Here is a 24,833-nt window from a genome sequence, read left to right as displayed (position 1 = left end):
TCTAACCCGTTTTGAACATATTAAATCCTGTTTAGAGGTTTTAGAATAACATACATAGTGGACTGGTTTCGGCTTATTCGAGGACTTTCCATAACTGAGAAAATATGAAATAAAAAAGGATCCACATCAATCGATGTGGATCCTGGGGGATAGGTCTAATCAGTAGATCAGACCAGATGTTTATCGCTCTACTTCCAACCTTCTACCCAGCCACCTTCATTCCTCTCCTTGAGTCCGGCCGAGTTGATTCGGTAGGCAATGACATCGTCTTCATTCTGGCCATCCTTGGTCGTAACGTTGATCTCAATCGAGTAGCAGTTAGTGATATCGCCACAGGTGCCTGGAATAATCGTAAGCCCATCGTAGTAACCTTCAGGGCTGGTAGTGTTGATGTTGGCATTGCCTGGAACATCAGTATAGCTGGCTGTACGAGCCCGGAAAACGTCCAGTTTCTGAGCAGCATCCAAAAGGGCTGCCATGCCATCATTACGTCGTCCTTTGCGAATTGAATCGGCATATTGAGGGTAGGCAATGGCGGCAATGATGCCGACGATTGCTACGGCAATCAATACTTCAATCAATGTAAAGCCACGCATCTTACTTCTTGAATTAATCATCTATAACCTCTTCCCAGTAGGTGGGTAAGAAATAATCATCCCAATCACGTTTTTTCTCAATACCGACCAGCAAGTGGACTTTATTACCGAGGATTTGGCCGCCCTGGTCATCGAGGTCGCCTGGGAATACCAGCATGGGTGATGGTGGGATTCCAAGCATGTTCAAGGTGTCAGAACGATCATTGACCGTCAGGTTGTCTTCACTGCCGCCATTCCAGTTGAATTTTGCATTGGCGTCTATCATGTCAACGGCATAGACTCTGGCTGTACCGGCTGAACCTCGTGCTTCACAGTCTCCCAAGTCATCGGCACGTGTTGCACTGAATGTGGTGAATATAACGGCATAGTTGTAGAGTATGGCTTTCGAATAGGATTTTTCCGTATTCGACAGATCAAAATACCAACCGCCGTTAGCCGGATTTAGAACATCGGATCGGGTTGGTGGTGTGTTTGTCGCATTGAGAAGCATCGACTGTGTAACAGTTGTGTAGCTTGTAGGCGGATTCCAAACCGCCCGATCCTTGATCATGTAGAAGCGGTCGGTTGTGCTTCCGTCCAATGGATCTGTTCTGTTGCCGGAACCGATCAGGATCGAAACAAACTGTACACCACCCTTGGAGTAGTAACCGGCTTGCGGTGTATTGAAGAAGCGTCTGAATCCACCGCTCGAGTTTACATCGGCAATTACCGCTCCCGACATGGAGTCGACATCCACGCGAATGATCCTGCCGCCGACGTCAGAGGCGTAGATTCGATCGACCATGGCGTCACCATCGATGTCGATGGTCATTACATCACTCGGGATACTGTTGGTCATATTGCTGACGGTGATATCCGCTCCAGAATTGGAGACGGTTCTCAACAGACTGCCGTCAGTAGCATTCACGATGAAAATAAAGTTACCTTCATCATCAGCAGATCGTGATGTCGCCGTATCCTGATCCGTGTCATAGCCACCGCCAAAGATCAGAACCGGTGTTGCAGTGCCTCCAACGTTGATGTTTACAAACAGAGGCTTTGACCAGGTTTGTGCAAGACCAGAGAAATTGACATCGCTAGCCGCTGCAATCTCTCTTACAAAGACTGGTGCATCCCTATTGGTAACATCGAGCAGAAAGTACTTTTTGCCACCACGTCTCATGCCGACAATGGCCATCTTACTGCTACCAACCTCGTAAACAGTGAGTGGGCCATCCAGGCCGTAGAAGGGGGTGGTTGATGGATTGTTCGTTTTGATTGTGTTGATTTCACTCAAAAAGTCTACCGGCATGAAGGCCCAGAGTTCTGCGCCCGTATCAGCATCGATAGCAGTAAGGACACCTTCACTGGTGGGCAACAGGACTACGTCGCCTGCCGCATAGTTAACAACGGCCGGTTGAGTATGTATGGGAGCGCCCATTACCCCGGTATGCGGCTCTTCATCCGTATTGTTGATAGTCCAGGTCGGATCCCAGGTGATCCAGTTAAGCAGATCCACACGCTCTTCATCTGTTGCAACACCCATCATGGCGTTGGTGATTGCCGTATTACTGAAGATAACCCGATTGGTGGAGTCAGACAGCGGGGCGCTACCATTCAGATTAGTATATAAGTTACGGATTCCATGTGAACCCGTGTGTGATGCGGCGCCACCCTCAAGGGTTTCGCCACCGTCGGATGAGTCGTTCCAATAGTCTTGAGAGCCGGTGAACTCATAGGCTTCGTTAACCACTGAAGAGCCTAATTCGTCAAGAATGACAATGTTGCCGTCGCTCACAGCAAAACTGTAGCTTTTCAGGTTGCCTTTCCAGAAGGTGGTTGTTGACGGCACAAACAGCGGTATGTAGATACGATCACCACTGATTGCGGCATTGTCAGGATTGAAAGGAATCACTGGAGCCGTATAGGCATAGGGGATGGACTCCTGAGCGTCGACAATGATAGAGGTCAGAACATTTGACAGGCCGGTGACACTGTCAGCTGGTGCGTTACTGTCTACCTGATAGTAGTTACCGCCACCGGCATCATCGCCTACCAGACTCTGCAGGAAGATTTCCGTGCTACTGCCGGTCGAAGTGTCGAAACCGATGGTATGGGTAGTAATGTTCTGGGTCTCATGCCAGCCTGTTCCCTCTTCGAGGTCGGTGGTGTATGCCCAGCGCGCAATCTCTTTTGCGCATCGACCGTTTTGCCATCTTGAGGTGGAGTTACGGACACAATTGGTTCCTTCGTAGGATGTCAGTCCGTAGGCTTGTCCACTGGTTGGTGAATTGGAGTTTGGCGCACCATCAGAGAGCAATACGATGTGGTTGGGTCGGCACCAGTTGTCTTCCGGATCACCGTCGATGGGTGAGGTCATGCTGTTACCGAAATAGTCGGTAAAGGTACGATCGCGGCGGAACCAGTCTACCGCAGCTTCCATTGCCTTAACCGTCGGGGTATAGCTGATGGTTTGCAGGCTGGAGACCTGAGAAGTGAAGCTGGATTCATTACCATCGAATAGCTTGAACTCACCGGAATGAGCGCGCATGTAGAGGGTGCCGTTGTTACCCCAGCGGGTTGTATAACCGAGCAGCGCCGCGTTGGTGTTGGCAAGATCCGGGTTATTGACCACGCCTGTCATCGCGTCGACCAGCTGGTTTCTCCGGGAGGGTGAGCCGGAGCTCATACTGCCGGATTCGTCAAGTACGAACAGTACATTCGGCGGTACGGGATCTGGTGGCTCTTGCAGGTAGATCTCGATATCGTCTGCCACAGAGATCTGTGCAGAGAGGCTGAGGATCAGCGCGCTGCAAAATGAAGGCAGTTGGTGTTTGAATTGAGGTGTCTGTTTCGTGAATAACATACTGTGCTCCTTACTGCCTGATCAGTGCAACCTGCATCCTGTTGTGGGTTTGAGATCCGCTGTTGCCAACATGGCCAAAAGCATCCACTTGGAATAGGTGGGTTGAAACATCAAACTGGTAGCCGGAAAAGAGCCTGTTGCCCATTCCCTGCTTTGGATCGATGAAATCTTCATAGGTCATATCGATATTGGCGCGAATGTCCGCTTGATCAGTGACGCCGCTTGACTCGTAAAAGTTGCCAGTGGTGAGTGTCTGTCCAATGACGTTTGGTACATCAAGGTTGTAGTCAGTCACCAGGTCACTGGTTGATGTTCCGGTAACGATCGAAAGGGCGTTTTCAGCAGCTTGAAAGCTTAGCTCCTTGAGCTGATGGTTGGCCGCAATCTTTGTTTCGATGTTTGTATTACGCATCGAACTGACACTCAGAAGTGTGATAATAGCGAGCAGGATCATACTGATGACCAAGGCGAAACCACGCTCTCTTGCCGGACGGTTCGTAGATGTGATCATGTGTCTGTGCTGTCTCATTTTTCGCTTCCAAACCCTATTAAGTGGCTTGTCTGTTGATGCCATTACGCAGATTTCTCAAGGTAATGGTGGTGCTTGATGATTTATAGGCTCTGCTGGTCTCTGTCGGGGTGAAGGTGGCACCCATTACATCCATGGGTTCAGCAGTAGAGGGTTGGTAAATTTCAGGCAGTTCCTGACCTTCTCCAGAACCGGCGACTATGCCGATGCGAATGGCAACGACGTTGACCCAGCGTGCCTCATCGTCAACGGCTGTTGCGGTGAAATATTGATTGGCAAGGCCGTCGCCGTCAGTGTCTATGCCGTATAATGCCCGCATACGGGCAATTCCGGAAACCAGGGGTTGAGCATAATTGCGTTCGGGTACCTCACAGATCAGGTCGCCGTCAGTATTGAGATAGAAACGCACAGTGATGGTATCGGCAACAGTTCCACCCAGGGTGCCGGCCAGGCCGCAGGGTGCTGGGCCTGAGGCATAGCGAACCGCAATCACGCTGGACCCATTCGAATCGATATCCTGGATTCCGTCGGTACTGATCTCTGGAAAGGTGCGTAGACCGTTGTCGGTAACACCATAGGTGGAGTCATTGTCGTTTTCCGGAATGATCCCTCGACCAGCCATCACCAGTACCCGGCGCATATCCTGAAATGCGAAGCGGTAATTTTCCGTGGCAGCCGCGAGGGCGGACCTGGCATTAAAGGTGTTCTTACTGTCTACGTAAACTTTGCCGGCTCCACCAATGATGAAGAAACCGATTGCGCTTGCGATTATCAGGGAGATGAGGGAGACACCTGCTTGCCGGCGAATATTAGATAAGTTCTGCATCTTATTCCTCTCTGGGTGCACCGGGCACTATGCTGGTAACTACAGTCTCAGTTTCAGGGTTTGCGGTATCGCTTTGTACCTGCCAGGTGATGGTGACCACCATGGTTGAAACGGGGGAGCAGGGGTCGGCATCCGTTGCATCGTTATCGATACAGGAGACAATCATCTCGCCACCAGGCAGAGATGTCTGAACGCCATTTCTGCAACTGACCTCCCACAGATCAAAGGCCGCCATTTCCGCTGGTGTACAATCTGTTATACCGTTGGTACTGGTATCGTCTGGGGTCATGGCGCAGATCTCATCGGGCGGTGCTGTACAATCAGCGGGGACATCGGAGATATAGTCATTGGCGTCCACACCAAAAAGATTGGCTCTCATGCGGTCTGCTAGTGCAGCGGTATGATCAGTTGCCCTGGATCTGTAATCTGCATTACTCGCTCCTTGCAGTGCTGTGATTTGAAGCGATGCCACGCCAAGCAGGCCAACGCCGATGATCACGGCTGCCACAAGCACTTCGATCAATGTCATGCCTCGACACTTGGTGCTAGGTATCGGGGTGCATTTGTTAATCATGGGCATACTCCGTCCTCTGCCAATCTGATGAAGGGGCGACCGGTGAGACTGAGGCAGACTCTGGATTTTACTTCACCGTCGAAACTGACGGATATGGAGTCTGTATTGGCTAAAGCAGCCCTGCCGCGTGCGTTGTAGGTGACTGGGTTGCCATTGACCGTCACATAGTCACTATCCACAGTGTGAGTAAGCAGGTTTACAAGACCTGTATCTACATCCCATCCATCAGCTCGTGGTGTGAAAATTACATTCGCTTCCTGGCGAACGGCCTCGCTTCTGGCCAGAAGTACCCCTGCCAGCAGTTCATTACTTGTGGTGGCAACAGAGGTTCGCTCTGACAGATTCAAGAATGCGGGTATACCAACGGACAGCACGATCGAGAGCACGAGCACTGTTATCATCAGTTCAACGATTGTAAAACCCTTTGTCCCTTTCATATTTAAACCTCACCTATTCTGACCAATAGCTTAGATTATGCGATTTGGTCGTGTCATACCGTTTATCGGTGTAGCAGCCCCACACATCGAAAAATTCACCAAAATCAGGACAATATGAGGATTTCGGTAGGAATGTAAGTAGTATCCAGGGGTGGGTGGGTATTCCACCGCTACTGGTGAATCTCTCAGATGGTGTTCCGAGGGTGACCCGGCCCAATCACAGTGAACAGATACTGAATCGATGGTGGTTACTGACCAGCCAGTGACTTCGGTAGAGCAAACACCACTTCCTCACTCTTCCCCTGGGCCTCGACAACCACTTGCGCACCCCAGCCCTTCAATTGCTCTATTACACTTGCGACCAAAATCTCCGGAGCTGAAGCGCCAGCGGTCACACCGATGGTCTGCTTACCTGTCAGCCAGGCCGGGTCGATATCCTCGGCGCCGTCGATGAGATAGGCGGGCAGGCCATGTTTTTCGGCAATCTCCCGGAGCCGGTTTGAGTTGGAGCTGTTGGGTGAGCCGACGACCAGTACCAGGTCACAGCTTTTTGCCAGCGCCTTGACCGCATCCTGGCGATTCTGCGTCGCATAGCAAATATCGTTCTTTTTCGGCCCGGTGATATTGGGAAAGCGCTGCTGCAGTGCCTTGATGATCTGTTGGGTGTCATCCATCGAGAGTGTGGTTTGGGTGACAAAGGCGATTTTCTCGGTCTTGTCGATCTGTAGCTGTTCCACATCCTGTGTCGTGACCACCAGGTGAATATGGGATTGGCCCTCACCTTGGGTACATTGTCCCATGGTGCCTTCGACCTCCGGGTGTCCCCTGTGGCCGATCAGGATCACCTCGTAGCCATCCCGGCAGCGACGGGCAACTTCCAGGTGAACCTTGGTCACCAGAGGGCAGGTTGCATCGAAGATTCTGAGTTGGCGTAGTTTGGCCTCTTCACGCACCGCCTGTGAGACACCATGGGCGCTGAAAATAACCGTATGTCCATCCGGTACGTGTTCAAGTTCGTCGACGAAGATGGCTCCCCGTTCCCGCAGGCTCTCCACCACGAATCGGTTGTGCACCACTTCATGTCGGACATAGATCGGGGCACCCAGCTGGTCCAGGGCCCGTTCGACAATTTCGATCGCCCGGTCTACACCGGCGCAGAATCCCCGTGGGTTGGCGAGTAAAATCTGTTGCATGGTGTTATTCCGCCATTTCAACGCTGATGATGGATACCCGGTAGTGAAAGGTCTTGCCGCTCAGGGGGTGGTTGAAGTCCAGCAGTAATTGATCCTCATTAAGCTCCAGTATAGTGCCTGCAATCTCCTCGCCCTGGGCTGTGGAGAAGGCGACCACCTGGGACTCCTCCAGCGGCATATCCTGTGGGAAGTCAGTGCGTTTAAGCCAATGGTATTTGGCTTCATCCCGTGGTCCGTAGACCTCGTCGCCGGAGACCTCCAGAGTCTGCTCATCACCGGCCTTCAGGCCAAGCACTGCATACTCAAGCAGCGGCTCCATGGTGCCATCTCCAAGGGTGAATTCCAGTGGTGATTCCTGATAGGTGGAGAGCACTTCGGTGCCATCGCTCAGGGTCAGGGAGAAGTGCATGGTCACACGATAGCCTGGATCGATTCTAAGGGGTGCTTTGTTCATCTGGTTATGCGCTTGCCAGGGTCTGTTCCAGCTTGAGTAGTTGCGGCAGTGCCAGTCCATGCTGTCGGGCATGTGCCAGGGCACGCTCGAGTCGGGCCGGTGCACTTCGGCCCATGCATTTGTGTTGGGGATCGCCCTCGAAAGCCTCCAGCATGGCATCGATCAAAGCTTCCGTGTCCAAGGATTGTCCAGTGAGCACCTGCTGAAGCTGAATGACCTCCCGGGCAACAGACTCGGCAAAAGATTGGTGGTTTTTCCACAGCTCAGCAACGTTGCCGCCGGTTTTCAATCCGGCAAGATTGGTTGTCAGGATATAGAGGTTTTTGGTTACCAGTTCAAACAGCAGTTGCGCTTCATCGGTCAACACTTTGGTCGGAATGTTGACCTGCTGCAGAGCTTCCTCCATCAGTGCCGACTGTGGCCCGAATACGGGTGAAGGGATGATCACTTTAGGGTCCATGCCGGGTTTCTTTTCAAACCAGATGGAGATCACTGTGGGATTGACCGTTTCACGCCAATCATCAGGCAGCAGTTCGTTTTGCAGCAGGCCGATACGGGATCGCCAGTTGTCCGGCAGGTCGGCCAGGACAGCGGGCAGGTCGGCTTCACCAACGGCAACGATCACCAGCGCAGGATCAGGGACTTGTGCTGCCTTCTCTTCTATCCGCATGCCCCGTGTGACCGGGTGGATGGTGTAACCCAGGCGCAGGAAACCCTTGGCGAGTACACCACCGATTTCACCAACTCCAATTAAAATGATCTCTTTACTGTTATCTGACATGCTCGGCTTGCTGTGGGTGATCTATATGGAGCCCGCATCATAGCGGATTTGCATTATTTTTTTAACGGTCTAACATATAAGTTAACCAACAGGATTAATAAAGGTATATATCATTATGAATAATAAAGAAATATTACCAGCAAACGGATTGCCGTTATATGATGTTGAGGAGATGTCCCTGCTCGATGCCATGATACTTTTGAAACGTAACGGGGGGGTTCTGGAGCCATCGACCATTGAACGGGCTGCGGAACGTCTGAATCCAGCCTTTGAGCTGTCTGCTGCTGAGAACACCGGATCCCTGTCCTGAGGTAGTTGGTTATCTCTTGCAGAGCGGAACTGTAGTTTCAATATGTCCGAACGACGTGCCACATTAATGAGGCAAGTTGATCGATCCCCTTTATATGGCGAGGGGATCATCAAGATCTGCCCAAACCAATAAATCAGCCCAACTGATCGATTCCCTCTCTTGATGCCAATTTTTGAATTTCGCAACGCGGAATCAGCCGCATACCCATGTTTTTTGGATGTGTTTGGTATGAACCCGTTTCTGAACAGATTAAACTGGCGTCATCTGTAACTATGGTGGGGAGAAAAGAGGCTGATCGAGTCTGATGTTAATGATTCTCCTGAATGAGGTTGGCTATGCCAAATAGTGGTAAGAATATCGGTTTTGTCTCATTGGGTTGTCCCAAAAACCTGGTGGATTCTGAACGTATTCTCAGCCGTTTGCGCGCCGAAGGTTATGATCTTATCGGCAGTTATGAAGAGGCCGATCTGGTGATCGTCAACACCTGTGGTTTTATCGACTCTGCGGTGGAAGAGTCGCTGGAGGCGATCGGTGAGGCGTTGCAGGAGAATGGCAAAGTGATCGTTACTGGTTGCCTGGGTAAGGATGAGTCCAGAATCAGAACCGCCTATCCGAAAGTGCTGGCGGTAACCGGTCCCCACGCCTATGAGGAGGTGGTCGAGGCGGTGCATGATCAAATCCCGGCCCCGCATGATCCCTTCACCAGCCTGTTGCCTCCTGAAGGGATCAAACTGACACCCAGGCACTACGCCTATCTGAAGATCTCCGAAGGGTGTAATCACAGCTGCAGTTTCTGCATTATCCCGGATCTGCGGGGTCCCCTCGTGAGCCGCCCGTTTGGTGATGTGATGCTGGAAGCGGAGCGCCTGGTCGAGTCCGGTGTTCGGGAACTACTGGTGGTGTCCCAGGATACCAGTGCCTATGGAGTGGATCTGAAATATCGCCCCGATTTCTGGCAGGGCCGGCCGGTGAGTTCAAAACTGAAGGACCTGGCCGCCGCCATGGGTGAGTTGCAGGCCTGGGTACGGATGCACTATGTCTACCCCTATCCTCATGTGGATGACCTGATACCACTGATGGCTGATGGCCATATCCTTCCCTATCTCGATATGCCCTTGCAACACGGCAACCTGCGCGTGCTCAAACAGATGAGAAGACCGGCGGCTACGGAAAAAGTGCTTTCGAGGATCGCCCGCTGGCGCAGAAGCTGTCCCGAACTGACCCTGAGAAGTACCTTCATCGTCGGTTTTCCGGGCGAGACTGAGGCGGAATTTGAAGACCTGCTGGCGTTTCTTCAGGAGGCCCAGCTCGATCGAGTCGGCTGTTTTGCCTACTCCCCGGTGGATGGAGCGGCCGCCAATCAACTGCCCGGGGCGCTGCCTCTGGAGGTCAGGGAAGAGCGACAGGCCCGTTTCATGCAGGTACAGGCAGAGATCAGTCGGCAGCGGTTGCAAGCCAAAGTGGGTAGGGAGATGGTTGTGCTGATTGACGAAGTGAATCAGAAACAGCTCATTGCCCGCAGTTCAGCCGATGCACCGGAGATCGATGGGCGGGTATTCATTCCGGGGGGATGGGAGCTTGAGCCAGGTGACTTCATCAAGGTGAAGATCACTGCAGCGACAGCACATGATCTGCAGGCGGAACCGATTGAGGTGGAGGAGACTGAGGTCGACTAAACTGGCGCATCCTTGCGCCATGCCAACCATTCGGTTAAGGGTAATATTGGATCAGAAAGCGGAGCCGCTGCTGCGACCCAGTTTTTTCAGGATCATCGCCAGAGGACAGAAACCTGTGAATGCGGACTGCAAAAGGTTGATGCCGACAAAGGCGGTAAAGAACAACCAATAGGGGTGATGGTAGTGTGAGAGTGCTACGCTCAATAGGATGGCAAAGCCTGCGAAGGCAAGCACAATACGGTCGATATTCATGAAATGGCCTCTAAACTGTAAGTTTTGATCAGTCTAATACCGTTTGTATGCATGTCGTTAAACGGCGTGGAGGATCGTAACCTGCTGCATACGATCAAAAAGTGGACGCTATATTAGCACTATCTAATATTTAGTCAAGGGATTACGCAAACATGACCGGCGACATGAGAGATCTGGCGAGACAAAATCAGCTTGTGACTCAGTTGCTGGCACATCCGGACTGTTTTGGTCATGGGGTCGAACGGGTCGAGCATATCGAGACCCATATATCCCACTTGCTGCTGATCGGGGATTTTGTCTACAAGATCAAAAAGCCCTTGAATCTGGGGTTTCTCGACTATTCCACCCTGGAGAGACGGCAACTCTGCTGTGCCGAGGAGCTGCGTCTCAATCAGCGTTTCGCGCCCCAGCTCTACCTAGATGTCGTTGCGATAAGGGGTTCCTTGGAGCAGCCGGAGATCGGTGGCCAACGGGAGGTGCAGGAGTTTGCGTTGAAGATGGCCCGCTTTCGTCAACAGGATCTGTTTGACAGATTGACCCTGGACCCCCCGCTTGTCGATCGGCTTGCGTTGATGATCGCCGATTTTCATCGGCGTGCCGACAGGGCATCTGGGTTGCCTCGGGGTGGTGTGGAGAAGGTGATTGTGCCGATGATGGAGAACTTCCGTGTGATTAGGGAGTTGAAACAGCCGCTGTTGGAGAGCGAGCGTCTCAATCCGCTGCAGAACTGGACCGAATATCAGGCAGAGCAACATGCTGAACTGATTGAAGAACGCTATCTGGCGGGATCGGTCAGAGAGTGTCATGGTGATCTTCATCTGGGCAATATCGTGCTCTATCAGCAGAGGATCACCCCCTTTGACGGGATTGAATTCAATCCCGACTTGCGTTGGATCGACACCCTCAGCGATATCGCCTTTTTGTTGATGGATCTGCAGCATCGTGGACTCTATCCGTTAGCGGATCAGCTGTTGAATCGTTATCTTGAGGAGACGGGCGATTATGCCGGACTGCCTCTGCTCAGGTTCTATCTGCTCTATCGTGCCATGGTCAGGGCCAAGGTCAGTGCCATCCGGACCTGCCAACCGGACCTCTCCCCGGCGGATAAGATGTCCAATCTGGAAGAGTATCTGAGCTATCTCAGCTTGGCAGAAAAGCTGGTTTGTCACCCACCGGCCTCTCTGGTGATCACCCATGGCGTGTCGGGGGCAGGCAAGAGCACCGTCAGCGGTCAACTGGCCGAACAGCTGATGGCGATCAGGATTCGCTCGGATGTCGAGAGAAAGCGACTCTTTCCCCCACCCGAGGGTGGCGGCGGGAAGGCGGCTCCAAAACGCTATAGCCTGGAGGCAACCAGGACGACCTATCACCACCTGGCGGGATTGGCCACAGGGCTGTTACAGGCGGGTTTCTCAGTAATCATCGATGCAACCTTTCTCAAAGGGTGGCAGAGAGGCCTCTTTCATCAGCTCGCCAATCGCCTTCAGGTGCCATTGCTGATTCTGGATTGCCAAGCCTCCAGTGCTCAATTACAGCAGCGGCTTATTGCCAGGCAACAACAGGGCGGGGATGCTTCCGAGGCGGATCTCTCTGTATTGGATCTGCAGCTAAGTGGTGCTGAACCGCTGACTGCCGAAGAGCGTCTGCTGGCTTTGAGTATTGAGACAGAGAACTTTCCCCCCAACGGTTTTTTGGCAACGGTGTTACAGCGTTTGATGAGGTGAGCGTCAACAATGGCTCGATCTCATCTCTCAGGCATCATTGTTTATAAGCCTGTGCCGGCAGATTAAAATCATCCGCTGTTTTCAGGAGTGCGGTCAAAGTGACCTGCTACTCAATTGATAGGATTTCGTTGTGAGGTTTTTTTATGCGCTTTCCTCTTCTCAAACCGGGGCAGAAATTTATCTATCAGGAGAAGCGATATACCAAAACAGGACCGATGACCGCTTCCGAGGAGGAGAGTGGCAAGACCTGCATGATCCGCCGGTCAGCCGAAGTTACCCTGTTGCAAGGCCATGACGAGGGACAGCAGGCTATTCCACAGCAATTTGCCAGGGATCAGGTCGTGATCCTGTTAAAGGCTTATCAGCGCGAATTGAAAACAAGAGTTGCTGAAGCCATGGGAGAGGGAGGGGCACAACACCCTTCTGATATATTAAAGGTCGTGGAAGATTGTGATGTGGTGACTTTTCTTAAGCAGATCGATCACTCCGGCATCTCATGAGATGACATACTCCAATCCTTCATCCCAATAGGGGTGATCACCGAACTGCTGCCTTAGATAATCAGCCAGAGCTCTTACCCGTTGGGGAATGAAACGGCGGTTCGGGTAGACTGCATAGGCTGTGACCGGGGGTATATGGTAGTCGGTAAGGATCGGTTGCAAACGACCATCCAGAATCGCCTGATAGGCAATGAATGTAGGTGAGAGACAGATCCCCTGGCCTGTGCTGGCCGCATCCAGCAGGAGCTGACCATTATTGGCTTGCATCTGCAGAGGAATGCGGACTGTCTGCGCTCGACCTGTCGGGTCGATGAAGGGCCACTTCTGCGGTTCCGGTAGATTGCTGTAACAGAGCCCCCGATGCCCGGCAAGATCGTCTGCTGAGTCTGGAGTGCCCATACGCTGCAGATACTCCGGGCTGGCGCAGAGTACAAAGTTGATCGGTGCGAGGGGGCGGGCAACCATGGTGGAGTTGTCGAGATCCCCAATCCGCAGTGCCAGATCGATCCCCTCCTGCACCAGATCCACTTCACTGTCATTGAGATCGATGTCCAGTACCACACGAGGGTGTTGATTGCTGAAGCCGTTCAGTGCATTGGACAGATGAAACAGGCCGAAGGAGAGGGGCGCGGCAAGACGTAGTCGTCCACTCAGGTCCTGCTGGGAGCGGGAAACCGACTGTTCCGCCTCATCCAGATCCTCGAGAACCTGAACCGCCCGGGGATAGAACTCCCGGCCCGCGTCGGTCAACGAGAGGGTTCTGGTGGTCCTGTGCAGCAGTAGGGCGCCCAGATGCTCTTCCAGCTCGGAGACACGCCGGCTGATCACCGATTTACCGATTCCCAATCGATCCGCAGCGATGGTGAACTGGCCGGATTCCACAACAGCGACAAAACTCTCCAGAGACTCCAGGCGATTCATGCGCCGACTCCCCACATGTTAAAGGTCTGCAACCTTTGGAATTTCCTGAATAATTAGGACATTTGTTCGTATAGGATCGGTTATTGTTGCAAATAATGCAATAGTGTTTCCTATTTTACTGTCTTTATATCCTGAAATAGCAATCTACAATCTGCCTATAACCAATTGAAACGCTAGGTTTCTAGCTTGGAGGTTGCCATGTCGGAAGTACTCAATAAAACACGCTCTGTGCAGCAGATTCTCACCGGACAGGAGACCGCTGATGGTGCGGGTGTTCGATTGACCCGCCTGATTGGTGGGCCACAGTTGATGCAACTCGATCCGTTTCTGCTGTTGGATGATTTTCGTTCAGACGACCCGGATGACTACATCGGTGGTTTCCCACCCCATCCGCACCGTGGATTTGAAACCGTGACCTATCTGATGGCCGGTAAGCTGGAACACCGGGACAATGCAGGTCACACCGGGATTCTGCAAACCGGCGGTGTGCAGTGGATGACCGCAGGCCGGGGTGTGATCCATTCGGAAATGCCGCAACAGCAGGATGGGCTGCTGGCCGGCTTTCAGCTCTGGGTCAATCTGCCGGCCAGAGACAAAATGACAGAGCCCCGCTACCAGGAGTTTGATCAACAGGAGATCCCCCTGGAACAGCGGAGCGACGGTGTCGAGATTCGGGTCATTGCCGGTGAGACCTCACAGCATACCCGGGGACCGGTAAGGGATCTGAAGACGCCTGCACGCTTCTTCGATATAACGCTTGAGGAGGGTGCACAGTTTATCGAGCCGATCGAAGCCCACTACAACGCATTTGTCTATCTGCTGAGTGGTGCTGTTGAGATCGGTGGGCAATCACTGAGCGGCAGGAGGCTGGCGGTGTTGGATCAAGCGCCTGGGATAGAGATCACAGCGCAACAGCCGAGCCGGATGATACTGGTTGCGGGAGAGCCGCTGGGTGAACCGATTGCCCGAGGCGGTCCCTTCGTGATGAACACCGAGGATGAGATCAAACAGGCTTTCAGTGACTACCAGGAGGGTCGCTTCTGATGAGGATGCGGAATGATAGGGAGCGTTATGGTGCGGTGGCCATCGGTCTGCACTGGCTGGTGGCCGTTACCGTCTACGGCCTGTTCGGTCTGGGCCTGTGGATGCGCAGCCTAGGTTACTACGATGCCTGGTATCAGCTTGGACCCTGGTGGCACAAAGGAATCGGCGTGATGCTGTTCTTTGTGCTGCTGTTCAGGCTGATCTGGCGTCTTGGCAACCCAAGGCCGGCCCATCTGCAGAGCCACAAACCCTATGAACGAGTGACTGCCGTGTGGGTTCATCTGCTGCTCTATCTGATGCTGTTCCTGTTGATGGTCAGTGGTTATCTGATTTCGACCGCCGATGGCAGGCCTTTGGAGGTGTTCGACTGGTTTGCCATCCCCGCCACTATCAGTGGTCTGGATCAACAGGAGGATATCGCCGGGAAGGTGCATCTCTATCTGGCCTGGAGTGTGGTTGTGGTCTCCGCACTGCATCTGTTAGCCGCATTCAAGCACCACTTTTTTGATCGTGACCAGACCCTGCTGCGGATGTTGGGTCGCTAATCAATATGAACAATCAAACCAATGATTCAATTCAGTATGAGGAGAAATCGCTATGACAACTGTGGCCATTATCTATCACAGCGGATTTGGGCATACCAAGTTACAGGCAGAAGCCGTGGAGCGGGGAGCCGCCGCTGTCGATGGTGTTGAAGCCCTGCTGCTCACCGCAGAGGAGGCTGGAGCCGATCTGGATCGGCTGGATGATGCGGATGCCATTATCTTCGGCAGTCCGACCTATATGGGCAGTATGTCGGCTGAGATGAAAAAGTTTCTCGAAACTGCTGCGGCCAAATGGTTCACCCAGGCCTGGAAGGACAAGGTGGCCGGCGCCTTTACCAACTCGAGCTCCTTCTCGGGCGACAAGATGAACACCCTGGTCGGCCTCATGATCAATGCCATGCAACAAGGCATGATCTTCGTCAGCCTGGGGATGCATCCGGCAGCCAGTGATCCGGAATCAATGAACCATATTCAGGGTCCAGGACCGGAAGTGTTGAATCGGCTTGGTTCCTATATAGGCCCAATGGCGGCCAGTTTTCAGGTCAATCCCGGAGATGCACCTTCCACCGGTGACCTGGCTACGGCGGAAGCCTACGGCACCCGGGTTGCCACCATTACCCAACAACTGAAGAGAGGCCGGGTTGAAGCCTAGCGGGACACTCTTCAAGAAGAGATCCATCAGCAGATTGATCTGGAAGGTTTTGTCTGCTGGTTTTTTTGCCGGGGAGTGATCCCCGAAATACTACTTAGGAGTACTTGGAAATGATTAAGCGATATTTGTTATTGGGTTTACTTTCATTTGCCGTTGTTCTGCCGTTACATGCTGCGGAATACACCATTGATAAAAAAGGCGCTCATGCCTTCATACAGTTCAGAATCAAGCATCTGGGTTATAGCTGGCTGTTTGGTCGCTTCAACGATTTCAGTGGTCAGTTCAGCTATGACGAAAAGAATCCTGCAGCAGCCAAAGTGATGGTCGATATCAAACCGGCGAGCGTCGACAGTAATCACGCCGAGCGTGATAAACACCTTCGTGGGGAAGACTTCCTCTACGTGGATAAGTATCCGACCGCAAAATTTGTCTCTACCGGCTTCAAGGAGCTGGGTGATGGCAAGGCCAGTCTGCAGGGTGAGTTGACCCTGCGTGGTGTCACCAAGCCGGTGGAGATCGATGTGCAGCATATCGGGCATGGTGACGATCCCTGGGGTGGCTATCGTCGCGGCTTCTTTGGCACCACTGAGATTGCCCTGGCCGATTTCGGTATCCCATTCGATTTGGGGCCAGCCTCTAAAACAGTAGAACTGGAACTCTCGATTGAAGGAATTCGCCAGTAGCTGATCAGCAGTCCGCTCTGCTTTTGGCTGGCGGGTTGATTGAGGTGGCCTTGACCTGTCTGACAGGCAGGCCACCTTTCATCGTATCTGTCAGGCAGCCTGCTGTTCGGTCATCGCCAGGTTGATTGCGGAGAGCACCGCATTCAATGAGGCATTGACCGTGTCCCGGCTGATCGATGCGCCGGCTGTACGGTGCCCCATATAGTTCAACAGGACATACGCCGCCGCTTCGGCATCCGCACCCTCGCCAATCGCGTGTTCCACATAATCGATGACCTGAATCGCTGCGCCGCTCCGTTGGGACAAAGCATCGATGAAAGCGGATATTGCACCTTTACCCTCGCCTTTGATGGTGGCTATGCCCGATTCAGTTTGTAATTCGGCCTGGATCTCCTCTGAGCCGGACTGGCGATCGATGCGGTACCCCGCCAGTTGGTATGGACCCTGTCGGCTGACGAAGTGCTGGGTGAACAGCTCATGAATGGTCTCACTGCTGACCTCACCCCGATGCTGTTCCGACTCCTGCTGCACGATGTTGGCCAGTTCCACCTGCAGCCAACGGGGCAATACCAGACCATAGTCCCGCTCCAGAACATAGGCGACACCACCTTTCCCGGATTGGCTGTTGACCCGTATCACCGCCTGGTAGTCGCGACCAATGTCCCGTGGATCGATCGGCAGATAGGCGACCTGCCAGGGTTCCTGCTCCTGCTGCTCATGCAGACATTTACGGATCGCATCCTGATGGGATCCGGAGAATGCGGTATAGACCAGTTCCCCGATCCATGGATGGCGTGGGTGGACCGGCAGACCGGTGGCGTCACGGTAGACCTGGATGATCTCATCCGGATTGGAGAGGTCGAGCCTGGGATCGATTCCCTGGCTATAGAGATTCATCGCCATGGTGACAATGTCCATGTTGCCGGTTCGCTCCCCATTGCCCAGCAGAGTGCCCTCGACCCGGTCGGCACCGGCGAGCAGCGCCAGCTCGGCGGCGGCCACGGCACTGCCCCGGTCGTTGTGGGTATGTACCGAGACCACCACTGAGTCCCGTCTCGATACCTGTCGACAGAAATACTCCACCTGGTCGGCAAACAGGTTGGGCATGGAGCTCTCGACGGTTGCCGGCAGGTTGATGATGCAGGGGGCTGTCGGGCTGGGCTGCCAGACATCGATCACCGCATCGCAGACTTCCACTGCGTAGTCCCATTCGGTATTGGAAAAGCTTTCAGGGGAGTATTCAAAGATCCATTCGGTCTGGGGGTGGTTGGCCGCCTCTTTTTTGACCATTTCAGCACCCTCAACGGCAATCGCCTTGATGCCATCCCGGTCCCGCTTGAAAACCCGTTCCCGCTGCACTGTGGAAGTGGAGTTGTAGACATGTACGATCGCTCTGCGGACGCCGCGTAATGCCTCGAAGGTCTTCTTGATCAAAGATTCGCGAGCCTGCACCAGCACCTGGATGGTGACATCCTCAGGGATCAGATCGTCCTCGATCAACATGCGGACAAAATCGTAATCGGGCTGGCTGGCTGAGGGAAAGCCAACCTCGATCTGCTTCAGCCCCAGCCTTACCAGGAGATTCCACAGACGCCGCTTTTGAGTCACGTTCATAGGCTCCAGCAGAGCCTGATTGCCATCACGCAGATCGACACTGCTCCAGATGGGGGCCGCTTCAATGGTGTTGTCAGGCCACTGGCGACCCGGCATCGGGGTGGCCGGGTTGGCTCGATATTTTGTGTGGTCGAAACGTCTCACGGTTGTCTCCTGGCAGGGGTCCTTGCTGTGTGGCTGTCATGGATTTTCATGACAGGGGTAGTGGCCCTTGTGGGGCGCCTCATGTGCTCTGCATCTTTTGGATTAAGAGCGGTTGTTATGACTTGTGGCCATGTGGGAATCCTAATGCAATTCTGCGGGTGAATGGTTGCTAATTGTGTCCAGATATTGAGTGAAAATGGAAATAACTGCTAAAATAAAGTAATATAAAGAAATAAAATTGCTGTTTAGGACTTAATTGAGAAATATGCAATGAATCTGGATCGTTACGACAGGCATCTTCTGCAGATCTTGCAGCAGGAGGGACGGATCAGTAACCAGGAGCTGGCTGAGCGGATCGGTCTCTCGTCTTCCCCCTGTCTGCGTCGTGTGCGGGCATTGGAGGATTCCGGGGTGATCGCAGGCTATCGTGCCCATCTGGACAGCAAGCAGCTTGGCCTGAATCTGATGGCCTTGGTGCATATCTCAATGGATCGGCATACCCCGGAAAGGTTCGAGAATTTTGAAACAAGGATCGAGGCTATGCCCGAGGTATTGGAGTGTCTGCTGATAACCGGTCAGGACGCCGACTATCAGATCAAGGTGGTGGTGCGTGACATGGATGACTATCAGGCGCTGTTATTGAACAAGATCACCAGAATCGAGGGTGTGACCGGTGTTCATTCCAGCTTTGTATTGCGTCGGGTCGTGGATAAATCCGCTCTGCCTTTATGAAGGTGATGAGTCGGCTAGAAGTGGCTCCGTGGCATAGTTTTCCATCAGCCAGGCCACAGCTTCCTGCTTTTTGAAGAAGGATTTTACCTCGATGTCCTTGAAATAGGTGCTGGCCGCGATTCGGGTCATCAGTGCATCACGGTTATTCCGCTCGACAAAGGCAGCTGCTTTCAAACGGTTTTTTGTCTGCTGCAACATAACGATCTGCACCATTACTGAAATTGAGTAGTGTCCTGTACGCTCAATCACGATTGGAATGGGTTCCTTAAACTGATCAAGGTAGTCGGTGACCGATTTGACATCCTCTTTTTCGATCTCCTCATTGGTGTAGATAACCGCGAGGACATAGCGGTTCTCTTCCAGGCTGAGGGTGACTTTGCCGGTATCGATTTTTTGCATACCAAACATTATAACTGGCTTTCTGCTTGTCCTGTAAATCCTGTTTCACTGAGTTTTCTTGCTGAGAAAAGTAATATAAATACAGTCAGTTGTCGTTACGCGCTATTTCAAGCGTATTGTCTATCCGCTGATCTGTGTCACCGTCGTTACGGCGTGTAAATGATGTGGATTCGATTGAGGATTGTAAATAATAGGGAAACGGCCGTTAACTCTGCGTATAGGACGTGTTATCAATTTTCTTTGGAGTTTGTTGTCTTATTCTCCGCAATGCCTGTGTGCGGAGAGGATGGATAACTGCGGTTCGGGACCTGTAGACTATGATTGTAGGCATCTGGATTTGATGAATCGATGATATATCAAACAATCAATGATCGGCAGTTGGAACTGGTTGATCTGCTCGACTGGCTGGTGGAAGACGGATTGATCGAAAAACAGCTGGCGGAGACAGTCAGTGCGGTCAATCAGGGAGCGAAGCGGACCAGTCATCCACTGGTGATGATTGCCGAACACAAGTGGCCTGATCAGCGTAATCCCCAGACAATCCTCGATCTTGAACTGTTGACCGACTGGCTGGCGCGGCGGGTGAATCTTCCCCTGGTCCATATCGATCCGCTGAAGATCAATGTTCCGGCGATCACCGCCGTGATGTCCTACGCCTATGCCAAGCGATTCAACATCATTGCCCTGGAGGTCAAACCCGATGAGGTGGTGATTGCCACGGCAGAGCCTTTTTTCAACGAGTGGGAGATGGAGCTTACGCCGATTCTCAATAAAGCGATTACCAGAGTGATCGCCAACCCGATTGAGATCGAGCGCTATCTGGTCGAGTTCTACAGTCTCTCGAGATCTGTGCGGGCGGCCCATGACGACAGCCAGGAGGCGGGACCTTCCGGGGTGCAGAACCTGGAACAGCTGATGGAGCTGGGGCGCAGTGGCAAGCTGGACGTGGATGATCAGCATGTGGTCAATATCGTCGACTGGCTGCTGCAGTACGCGTATAACCAGCGAGCCAGTGATATCCACATCGAACCGACCCGTAACCAGACCAATATTCGATTCCGTATCGACGGGGTGATGCAGATGGTCTACCAGATTCCCCCCTCCGTCGGTACTGCGGTCACCTCTCGGATCAAGATTCTGGGTCGTATGGATGTTTCCGAGAAGCGCCGTCCCCAGGACGGCCGACTGAAGACCCGCAGCAATCAGGGGGGGGAGGTGGAGTTGCGTCTCTCCACCATGCCCACCGCGTTTGGTGAAAAGCTTGTGATGCGGATTTTCGATCCGGAAGTGCTGGTCAAAGACTATCGCGCACTGGGTTTTTCTCAGGCTGAGGCTGCTCAGTGGGGCGACATGATCAGCCGACCCAACGGTATCATTCTGGTGACCGGGCCAACCGGCTCGGGAAAAACCACCACCCTCTATACAACCCTCAAAGAGCTGGCTAAACCGGAGGTTAATGTCTGCACGGTGGAGGATCCGATCGAGCTGGTGGAGCCGAGTTTCAATCAGATGCAGGTGCAGCACAATATCAATCTCGATTTTGCCAGTGGTGTGAGAACCCTGTTGAGGCAGGATCCGGATATCATCATGGTGGGTGAGATCCGGGATCGTGAGACCGCTGAGATGGCCGTGCAGGCTTCGCTGACAGGTCATTTGGTATTCTCCACCCTGCATACCAACGATGCGCCATCGGCGATTACCAGATTATTGGAGATCGGTGTACCGCCCTATCTCTTGAAAGCCACCCTGTTGGGAGTGCTTGGACAGCGTTTAACCCGTACCTTGTGCCCCCACTGTAAAGAGCGCGTTCCCCTCAATGAGGAGATGTGGGAGACGATGATCACTCCGCTGCGGGCGAAGAACAAACCCACCACTGTGTGTAAACCGGTGGGCTGTCTTGAGTGTCGACAGACAGGCTATTACGGGCGGGTCGGTATCTATGAAATGATGGTGATCAACTCTGCAATCAAGCGCCTGATCACCAGTGACTGTGATATCAATCAGCTGCGCCGTCAGGCAATCAGCGATGGAATGCGGCCACTGCGCCTGAGTGGCGCGCAGAAAGTGATGAAAGGCCTGACCACCATCGAAGAGGTCCTGAAAGTCGCTCCCCCGGAAAGTATTGAGATCTAATCTTAATCACTGCTCTCAACCCGGGGGCTTCAAATTGTTTGATTTCAGCCGCAGTAAATCTCTCCATACCCGCCGTTGTGGTGTTTGAGGATGGGGGTTAACCATCTTTCTGGATCAAGTCTTGTTCAAAGGCAGGTATGCATTCCTCACATTTATGAAATTGGTTGCCGGGTTCATAAATCACTCTGATTTGCCAGTCTGACACGCCATCAGACCGGTTCGCTCAATTGTAAAAAAACGCTGTAATTTTTTTAATTTCAATAAATCAATAAGTTAGTTTGTTACTAAAGGATTCTTTTTTCCTTGAAGTTATGAGAATGAGCGCTATAATTTGCAATATTGGGAAATAATTCCCAATTATTAAAATTTAATTAAGGAATGCTTCAACGCATCTGGCCCTAACCAGCGGGAGGAAAGGCCATGACACGGTATAAGAAAATTTCTTGTTTGATGGTTGCCATTGCCACCGGTCTTGGATCCTGTGGTGGCGGAGGTGGTGGTGACAGTAGCAGTAGCAACAGTGATTCATCGGTGACAACTGTCGGTAAAATCGACGGGTTCGGCAGTGTGTATGTGAATGGAATTGAATTTGATACCAGCCAGACCAGCTACGAGGTGGATGGCGAGCAGGAGTTCGATGACAGTGCTCTGGGCCTGGGCATGGTGGTACGGGTCGAAGGGCAGGTCAGTGAAGATGGTATGACAGGGATAGCGGAACATATTGAATATGATGATGACCTGGAGGGGCCGATCGATAATGGAAGCCTGGTCCGGGGAGATACGGTTACAACCTTTACCATTTTGGGAATGGCTGTGCAGGCTGACATCAATGAAACCGTATTTGATGATGGCGCCAGCTACCAGAGTCTGGCCGAAGGGCAGGAGTTGGAAGTAAGTGGTTACTTCGATGGAAGTCAGATCGTCGCATCACGCATTGAATTACAGTCTGATGGTGAAGATGATTTTGAGATCAAAGGAACTGTGGCCTCCTATGATGAGAATGGCATTGCTCTGGTGCTGCAGAATGGCTCGATTGCAGGCCCCTATCCATTGAGTGACCAGGTAGAACTCGAGATTCCAGAGGATCCGGTCGGACTGTTTGTGGAAGTGGAGTTGAGAGACCGGGGCGGTATTCTGGAAGCCGTCCATATAGAGACGGAAGATAGTGATCGGCTTGAGGATCGTGATGAGGACATCTCTCTGGAAGGTATTCTGGTGGTCAGTGGTGATCAGGTCTATTCACTGGATGGCGTTGAATTCGTTGTCTCCCCAACCACTGTCTATAAGCCTTCAAGCCTTGAGGGCGGCTTGACAGCCGGCATGAGACTCGAAGTGGAAGGTCATATGCAGGGCGAGCTTCTGGTTGCCGAAAAGGTTGAGTCAGAAGGGGGAGAGATTGAAATAGAAGCGGCTGTCGGCAGTGTGACGGCGAGTGATGAGAAGAATGGTACGGTGACGCTGGATCTGGGTGGCGGTAGAACTTTAATGGTGCAGTTCAACAATGCCACCTACTACAAAGATGACTCGGATTCGGACCTGGATGATGATGACAGCTTCAACCTGAGTGAGCTGATGTCTGGAGATTTCATCGAAATTGAAGCGATCCAGTCTGCCGGTGAACTCACCGCAGTGAAGGCGAATCGAGAGGATGAGCTCTCGGAAACAGAGATAGAAGCTCCGCTCGAAGCCTATGCCTCAGGCACCTCTGTGACCCTGCTTGGCGTGACCTTTCCGGTTGATTCGTCAGCTGAATATGAGATTGATGACGACTCCGTGAGCATGGAGCAGTTTTTCTCCGAACTGAGCGTTGGTAGTACCATCAAGCTGAAGGATGAAAATTTCGATGGCACCATCGATAAGGTCGAACTGGATGATTGATCTGTTGAATCAACCTGTTGATCAAACGGTACTTTGAGGTAGCTTTTGTAACCCCTGATTCAAGGACGAATTTGCCAAAGTTAGCGGTAGTTGATTTATTGCAACTGCCGCTTTTTTTTGTCCGGAGTAACGGGATCTGATCATGCAGCAACAGGATTTAATATGAGTGTTGGTGGGGTGGTGTATACTATGCAGAATTCGGGGCTTGGGGCGATTTAATCAAATGTCATTGGTGCACTCATATATCAAACATCTCGGTGTAAATTCACGTATCTATTCGATGCAGGAGTTGGACGATCTTCTCTCTGCGGAAGACCACCCCGACTATATGAAAAAACACAGAGCGATCCTGATCGGTGATCGGGTTCGTTTCGTGGCATCACTGTTTACCCTTTTGATACCCCTGTGGATCATAGTTGACTATCTGCTGCTGCCAATGGATGTCTTGTTACCCATTGTAGTGATCAGATTGATCTCAACAGGCCATTTTTACTATCTATCCCGTTACAAAACAGCTGAAAATGATCTGAAGAAGAATCTGTTGATCTTGGGTGGTTTGTTGATCAACCTGCCGCTGACTTTCTTTGCCTCGGCACATTTTTTAACTCCGGTTACCGATCAGGAAATGGGGCAATTGGCACTCCAGCTCTATACCATACTGCCCTATGTGGCGATTGGTCTGATTGGATTATTTCCATTATCGGTCATCGAAGGTATGGTCATCTCGCTGTTATTGGTTGTGCTGACAATAACCGGCTGGAGTTACTATGCCACGGTGCCAGTGGACCAGATTTTTGCAATGCTGTGGCTGCTTTGCATCATTCTGGGTGTGGTCTTGTTTGCCGCGACTCTGCAACTGCAATACATGATTGCGCTGATCACCCGAGCAGACCATGATCCCGTAACCGGGGCGCAGACGAGAAAATCCGGAATGCAGAGCCTGGTCAAAGCGTTCGAGCAGGCTCATGTCCATGGGGGAAACCTGAGTATCGCCTTGGTCGATCTGGACAATGCGGAAAACATCATTGCTGAATTCGATTATGCTACATACGATCATGTGGTCGTTGAGGCCGCCGATATTCTGCACGATGATCTCAGACATAGTGATATGTTGGTGCGATGGGGTGAAAAGGTGTTTCTGCTGTTGCTCCCCGGTACCGACTGCGACGGGGCTGCAATCACGGTGAAACGCATACACAGTAAAGGATTGGGTACACTGCCTGACGGCAGTCCGGTCACTGCCAGTATCAGTGTCTGCGAACGTGTGGCCGATAATATCGAGGAGTGGTCACAAATGCTGGAAGTGGTAAACACGCGTCGCGACAATGCAAAGCATGAGGGTAAGGACCGCTATTTTCTGTGCGGGGATAAAGTCGTCGAACACTGATCCT

At 52.3% G+C, this 24,833-nt stretch carries 25 protein-coding genes; 12 read left to right on the top strand and 13 right to left on the bottom strand.

Annotation, left to right across the window (positions count from 1 at the left end):
* Nucleotides 1-188 precede the first annotated feature (188 nt).
* From A3193_RS13040 to A3193_RS13000, 9 genes are all read right to left on the bottom strand, one after another.
* Nucleotides 189-617, bottom strand: coding sequence for a type IV pilin protein (locus A3193_RS13040; RefSeq protein WP_071933755.1), 429 nt, complete (start codon nucleotides 615-617; stop codon nucleotides 189-191).
* On the bottom strand, nucleotides 610-3,441 hold the full coding sequence (locus A3193_RS13035; RefSeq protein WP_069015036.1) for a pilus assembly protein: 2,832 nt from the start codon (nucleotides 3,439-3,441) through the stop codon (nucleotides 610-612). Before A3193_RS13035 ends, A3193_RS13040 begins: the two co-directional genes overlap by 8 nt.
* 10 nt (nucleotides 3,442-3,451) lie before the next feature.
* Nucleotides 3,452-3,952 (bottom strand): pilus assembly PilX family protein, encoded by a 501-nt coding sequence (locus A3193_RS13030; RefSeq protein ID WP_069019445.1) that lies wholly within the window; start codon nucleotides 3,950-3,952, stop codon nucleotides 3,452-3,454.
* A gap of 37 nt (nucleotides 3,953-3,989) precedes the next feature.
* Nucleotides 3,990-4,796 (bottom strand): PilW family protein, encoded by an 807-nt coding sequence (locus A3193_RS13025; protein ID WP_069015034.1) that lies wholly within the window; start codon nucleotides 4,794-4,796, stop codon nucleotides 3,990-3,992.
* A 1-nt stretch (nucleotide 4,797) separates the two neighbouring features.
* Complete coding sequence (pilV, locus tag A3193_RS13020; RefSeq protein ID WP_162272433.1) at nucleotides 4,798-5,370, bottom strand: type IV pilus modification protein PilV; 573 nt, start codon at nucleotides 5,368-5,370, stop codon at nucleotides 4,798-4,800.
* Nucleotides 5,367-5,807 carry a GspH/FimT family pseudopilin gene (locus A3193_RS13015; protein WP_069015032.1) on the bottom strand — a complete coding sequence of 147 codons (441 nt, stop codon included), beginning with the start codon at nucleotides 5,805-5,807 and terminating at the stop codon, nucleotides 5,367-5,369. The genes pilV and A3193_RS13015 overlap by 4 nt, the downstream gene beginning before the upstream one ends.
* A 248-nt stretch (nucleotides 5,808-6,055) precedes the next feature.
* Nucleotides 6,056-7,000 (bottom strand): 4-hydroxy-3-methylbut-2-enyl diphosphate reductase, encoded by a 945-nt coding sequence (gene ispH / locus A3193_RS13010; protein ID WP_069015031.1) that lies wholly within the window; start codon nucleotides 6,998-7,000, stop codon nucleotides 6,056-6,058.
* 4 nt (nucleotides 7,001-7,004) lie between these two features.
* Nucleotides 7,005-7,454: an FKBP-type peptidyl-prolyl cis-trans isomerase gene (locus A3193_RS13005; RefSeq protein ID WP_069015030.1), complete on the bottom strand. Its 450-nt coding sequence runs from the start codon at nucleotides 7,452-7,454 to the stop codon at nucleotides 7,005-7,007.
* Nucleotides 7,455-7,458: 4 nt separating this feature from the next.
* Nucleotides 7,459-8,235, bottom strand: coding sequence for a ketopantoate reductase family protein (locus A3193_RS13000; protein WP_069015029.1), 777 nt, complete (start codon nucleotides 8,233-8,235; stop codon nucleotides 7,459-7,461).
* 115 nt (nucleotides 8,236-8,350) lie between these two features.
* Here A3193_RS13000 and A3193_RS12995 point away from each other — a divergent pair, with 115 nt between their 5' ends.
* Both A3193_RS12995 and rimO read left to right on the top strand, forming a co-directional pair.
* A complete protein-coding gene (locus tag A3193_RS12995) occupies nucleotides 8,351-8,545 on the top strand; it encodes a hypothetical protein (protein ID WP_069003808.1) in 195 nt (64 codons plus the stop codon).
* Nucleotides 8,546-8,880: 335 nt separating this feature from the next.
* Nucleotides 8,881-10,221: a 30S ribosomal protein S12 methylthiotransferase RimO gene (rimO, locus tag A3193_RS12990; protein ID WP_069015028.1), complete on the top strand. Its 1,341-nt coding sequence runs from the start codon at nucleotides 8,881-8,883 to the stop codon at nucleotides 10,219-10,221.
* 51 nt (nucleotides 10,222-10,272) lie between these two features.
* Here the strand turns inward: rimO and A3193_RS12985 are convergent, their stop codons facing one another.
* Complete coding sequence (locus A3193_RS12985; protein ID WP_068990115.1) at nucleotides 10,273-10,473, bottom strand: YgaP family membrane protein; 201 nt, start codon at nucleotides 10,471-10,473, stop codon at nucleotides 10,273-10,275.
* A gap of 152 nt (nucleotides 10,474-10,625) precedes the next feature.
* Between A3193_RS12985 and A3193_RS12980 the strand changes: the two genes are divergently transcribed.
* Nucleotides 10,626-12,197 carry a bifunctional aminoglycoside phosphotransferase/ATP-binding protein gene (locus A3193_RS12980; protein WP_235615000.1) on the top strand — a complete coding sequence of 524 codons (1,572 nt, stop codon included), beginning with the start codon at nucleotides 10,626-10,628 and terminating at the stop codon, nucleotides 12,195-12,197.
* Between the two features lie 143 nt (nucleotides 12,198-12,340).
* Nucleotides 12,341-12,697: a hypothetical protein gene (locus A3193_RS12975; protein ID WP_069003810.1), complete on the top strand. Its 357-nt coding sequence runs from the start codon at nucleotides 12,341-12,343 to the stop codon at nucleotides 12,695-12,697.
* On the opposite strand, the gene A3193_RS12970 is transcribed toward A3193_RS12975, so the two are convergent.
* A complete protein-coding gene (locus tag A3193_RS12970; RefSeq protein ID WP_069003811.1) occupies nucleotides 12,692-13,618 on the bottom strand; it encodes a LysR family transcriptional regulator in 927 nt (308 codons plus the stop codon). The two genes, A3193_RS12975 and A3193_RS12970, sit on opposite strands and share 6 nt — an antisense overlap.
* Before the next feature lie 198 nt (nucleotides 13,619-13,816).
* On the opposite strand from A3193_RS12970, the gene A3193_RS12965 reads away from it, so the two are divergent.
* The 4 genes from A3193_RS12965 (at nucleotide 13,817) to A3193_RS12950 (ending at nucleotide 16,542) form a co-directional block, all read left to right on the top strand.
* Entirely contained in the window at nucleotides 13,817-14,662 is an 846-nt protein-coding gene (locus tag A3193_RS12965; protein ID WP_069015027.1) for a pirin family protein, read from the top strand.
* A complete protein-coding gene (locus A3193_RS12960; protein WP_069003813.1) occupies nucleotides 14,662-15,207 on the top strand; it encodes a cytochrome b in 546 nt (181 codons plus the stop codon). Before A3193_RS12965 ends, A3193_RS12960 begins: the two co-directional genes overlap by 1 nt.
* Before the next feature lie 52 nt (nucleotides 15,208-15,259).
* Nucleotides 15,260-15,859 (top strand): flavodoxin family protein, encoded by a 600-nt coding sequence (locus A3193_RS12955; RefSeq protein ID WP_069003814.1) that lies wholly within the window; start codon nucleotides 15,260-15,262, stop codon nucleotides 15,857-15,859.
* A 110-nt stretch (nucleotides 15,860-15,969) separates the two neighbouring features.
* Nucleotides 15,970-16,542 carry a YceI family protein gene (locus A3193_RS12950; RefSeq protein WP_201258718.1) on the top strand — a complete coding sequence of 191 codons (573 nt, stop codon included), beginning with the start codon at nucleotides 15,970-15,972 and terminating at the stop codon, nucleotides 16,540-16,542.
* A 90-nt stretch (nucleotides 16,543-16,632) separates the two neighbouring features.
* On the opposite strand, the gene leuA is transcribed toward A3193_RS12950, so the two are convergent.
* Nucleotides 16,633-18,300, bottom strand: a complete 1,668-nt coding sequence (gene leuA / locus A3193_RS12945) for a 2-isopropylmalate synthase (protein ID WP_071938097.1) — start codon at nucleotides 18,298-18,300, stop codon at nucleotides 16,633-16,635.
* Between the two features lie 270 nt (nucleotides 18,301-18,570).
* Here leuA and A3193_RS12940 point away from each other — a divergent pair, with 270 nt between their 5' ends.
* Complete coding sequence (locus A3193_RS12940) at nucleotides 18,571-19,032, top strand: Lrp/AsnC family transcriptional regulator (protein ID WP_201258719.1); 462 nt, start codon at nucleotides 18,571-18,573, stop codon at nucleotides 19,030-19,032.
* On the opposite strand, the gene A3193_RS12935 is transcribed toward A3193_RS12940, so the two are convergent.
* Nucleotides 19,027-19,440 (bottom strand): STAS/SEC14 domain-containing protein, encoded by a 414-nt coding sequence (locus A3193_RS12935; RefSeq protein WP_069015026.1) that lies wholly within the window; start codon nucleotides 19,438-19,440, stop codon nucleotides 19,027-19,029. The genes A3193_RS12940 and A3193_RS12935 overlap by 6 nt on opposite strands.
* A 339-nt stretch (nucleotides 19,441-19,779) precedes the next feature.
* Between A3193_RS12935 and tfpB the strand changes: the two genes are divergently transcribed.
* From tfpB to A3193_RS12920, 3 genes are all read left to right on the top strand, one after another.
* Entirely contained in the window at nucleotides 19,780-21,564 is a 1,785-nt protein-coding gene (gene tfpB, locus A3193_RS12930; RefSeq protein WP_069015025.1) for a type IV pilus assembly ATPase TfpB, read from the top strand.
* A 420-nt stretch (nucleotides 21,565-21,984) separates the two neighbouring features.
* Complete coding sequence (locus A3193_RS12925; protein ID WP_139116898.1) at nucleotides 21,985-23,442, top strand: DUF5666 domain-containing protein; 1,458 nt, start codon at nucleotides 21,985-21,987, stop codon at nucleotides 23,440-23,442.
* Between the two features lie 223 nt (nucleotides 23,443-23,665).
* Nucleotides 23,666-24,829: a GGDEF domain-containing protein gene (locus A3193_RS12920; protein WP_069003819.1), complete on the top strand. Its 1,164-nt coding sequence runs from the start codon at nucleotides 23,666-23,668 to the stop codon at nucleotides 24,827-24,829.
* Nucleotides 24,830-24,833 lie beyond the last annotated feature (4 nt).

Source organism: Candidatus Thiodiazotropha endoloripes (assembly GCF_001708965.1).
In the GTDB taxonomy this organism is placed as follows: domain Bacteria; phylum Pseudomonadota; class Gammaproteobacteria; order Chromatiales; family Chromatiaceae; genus Thiodiazotropha; species Thiodiazotropha endoloripes.
This window is presented reverse-complemented; position numbering and strand designations above follow the sequence as displayed.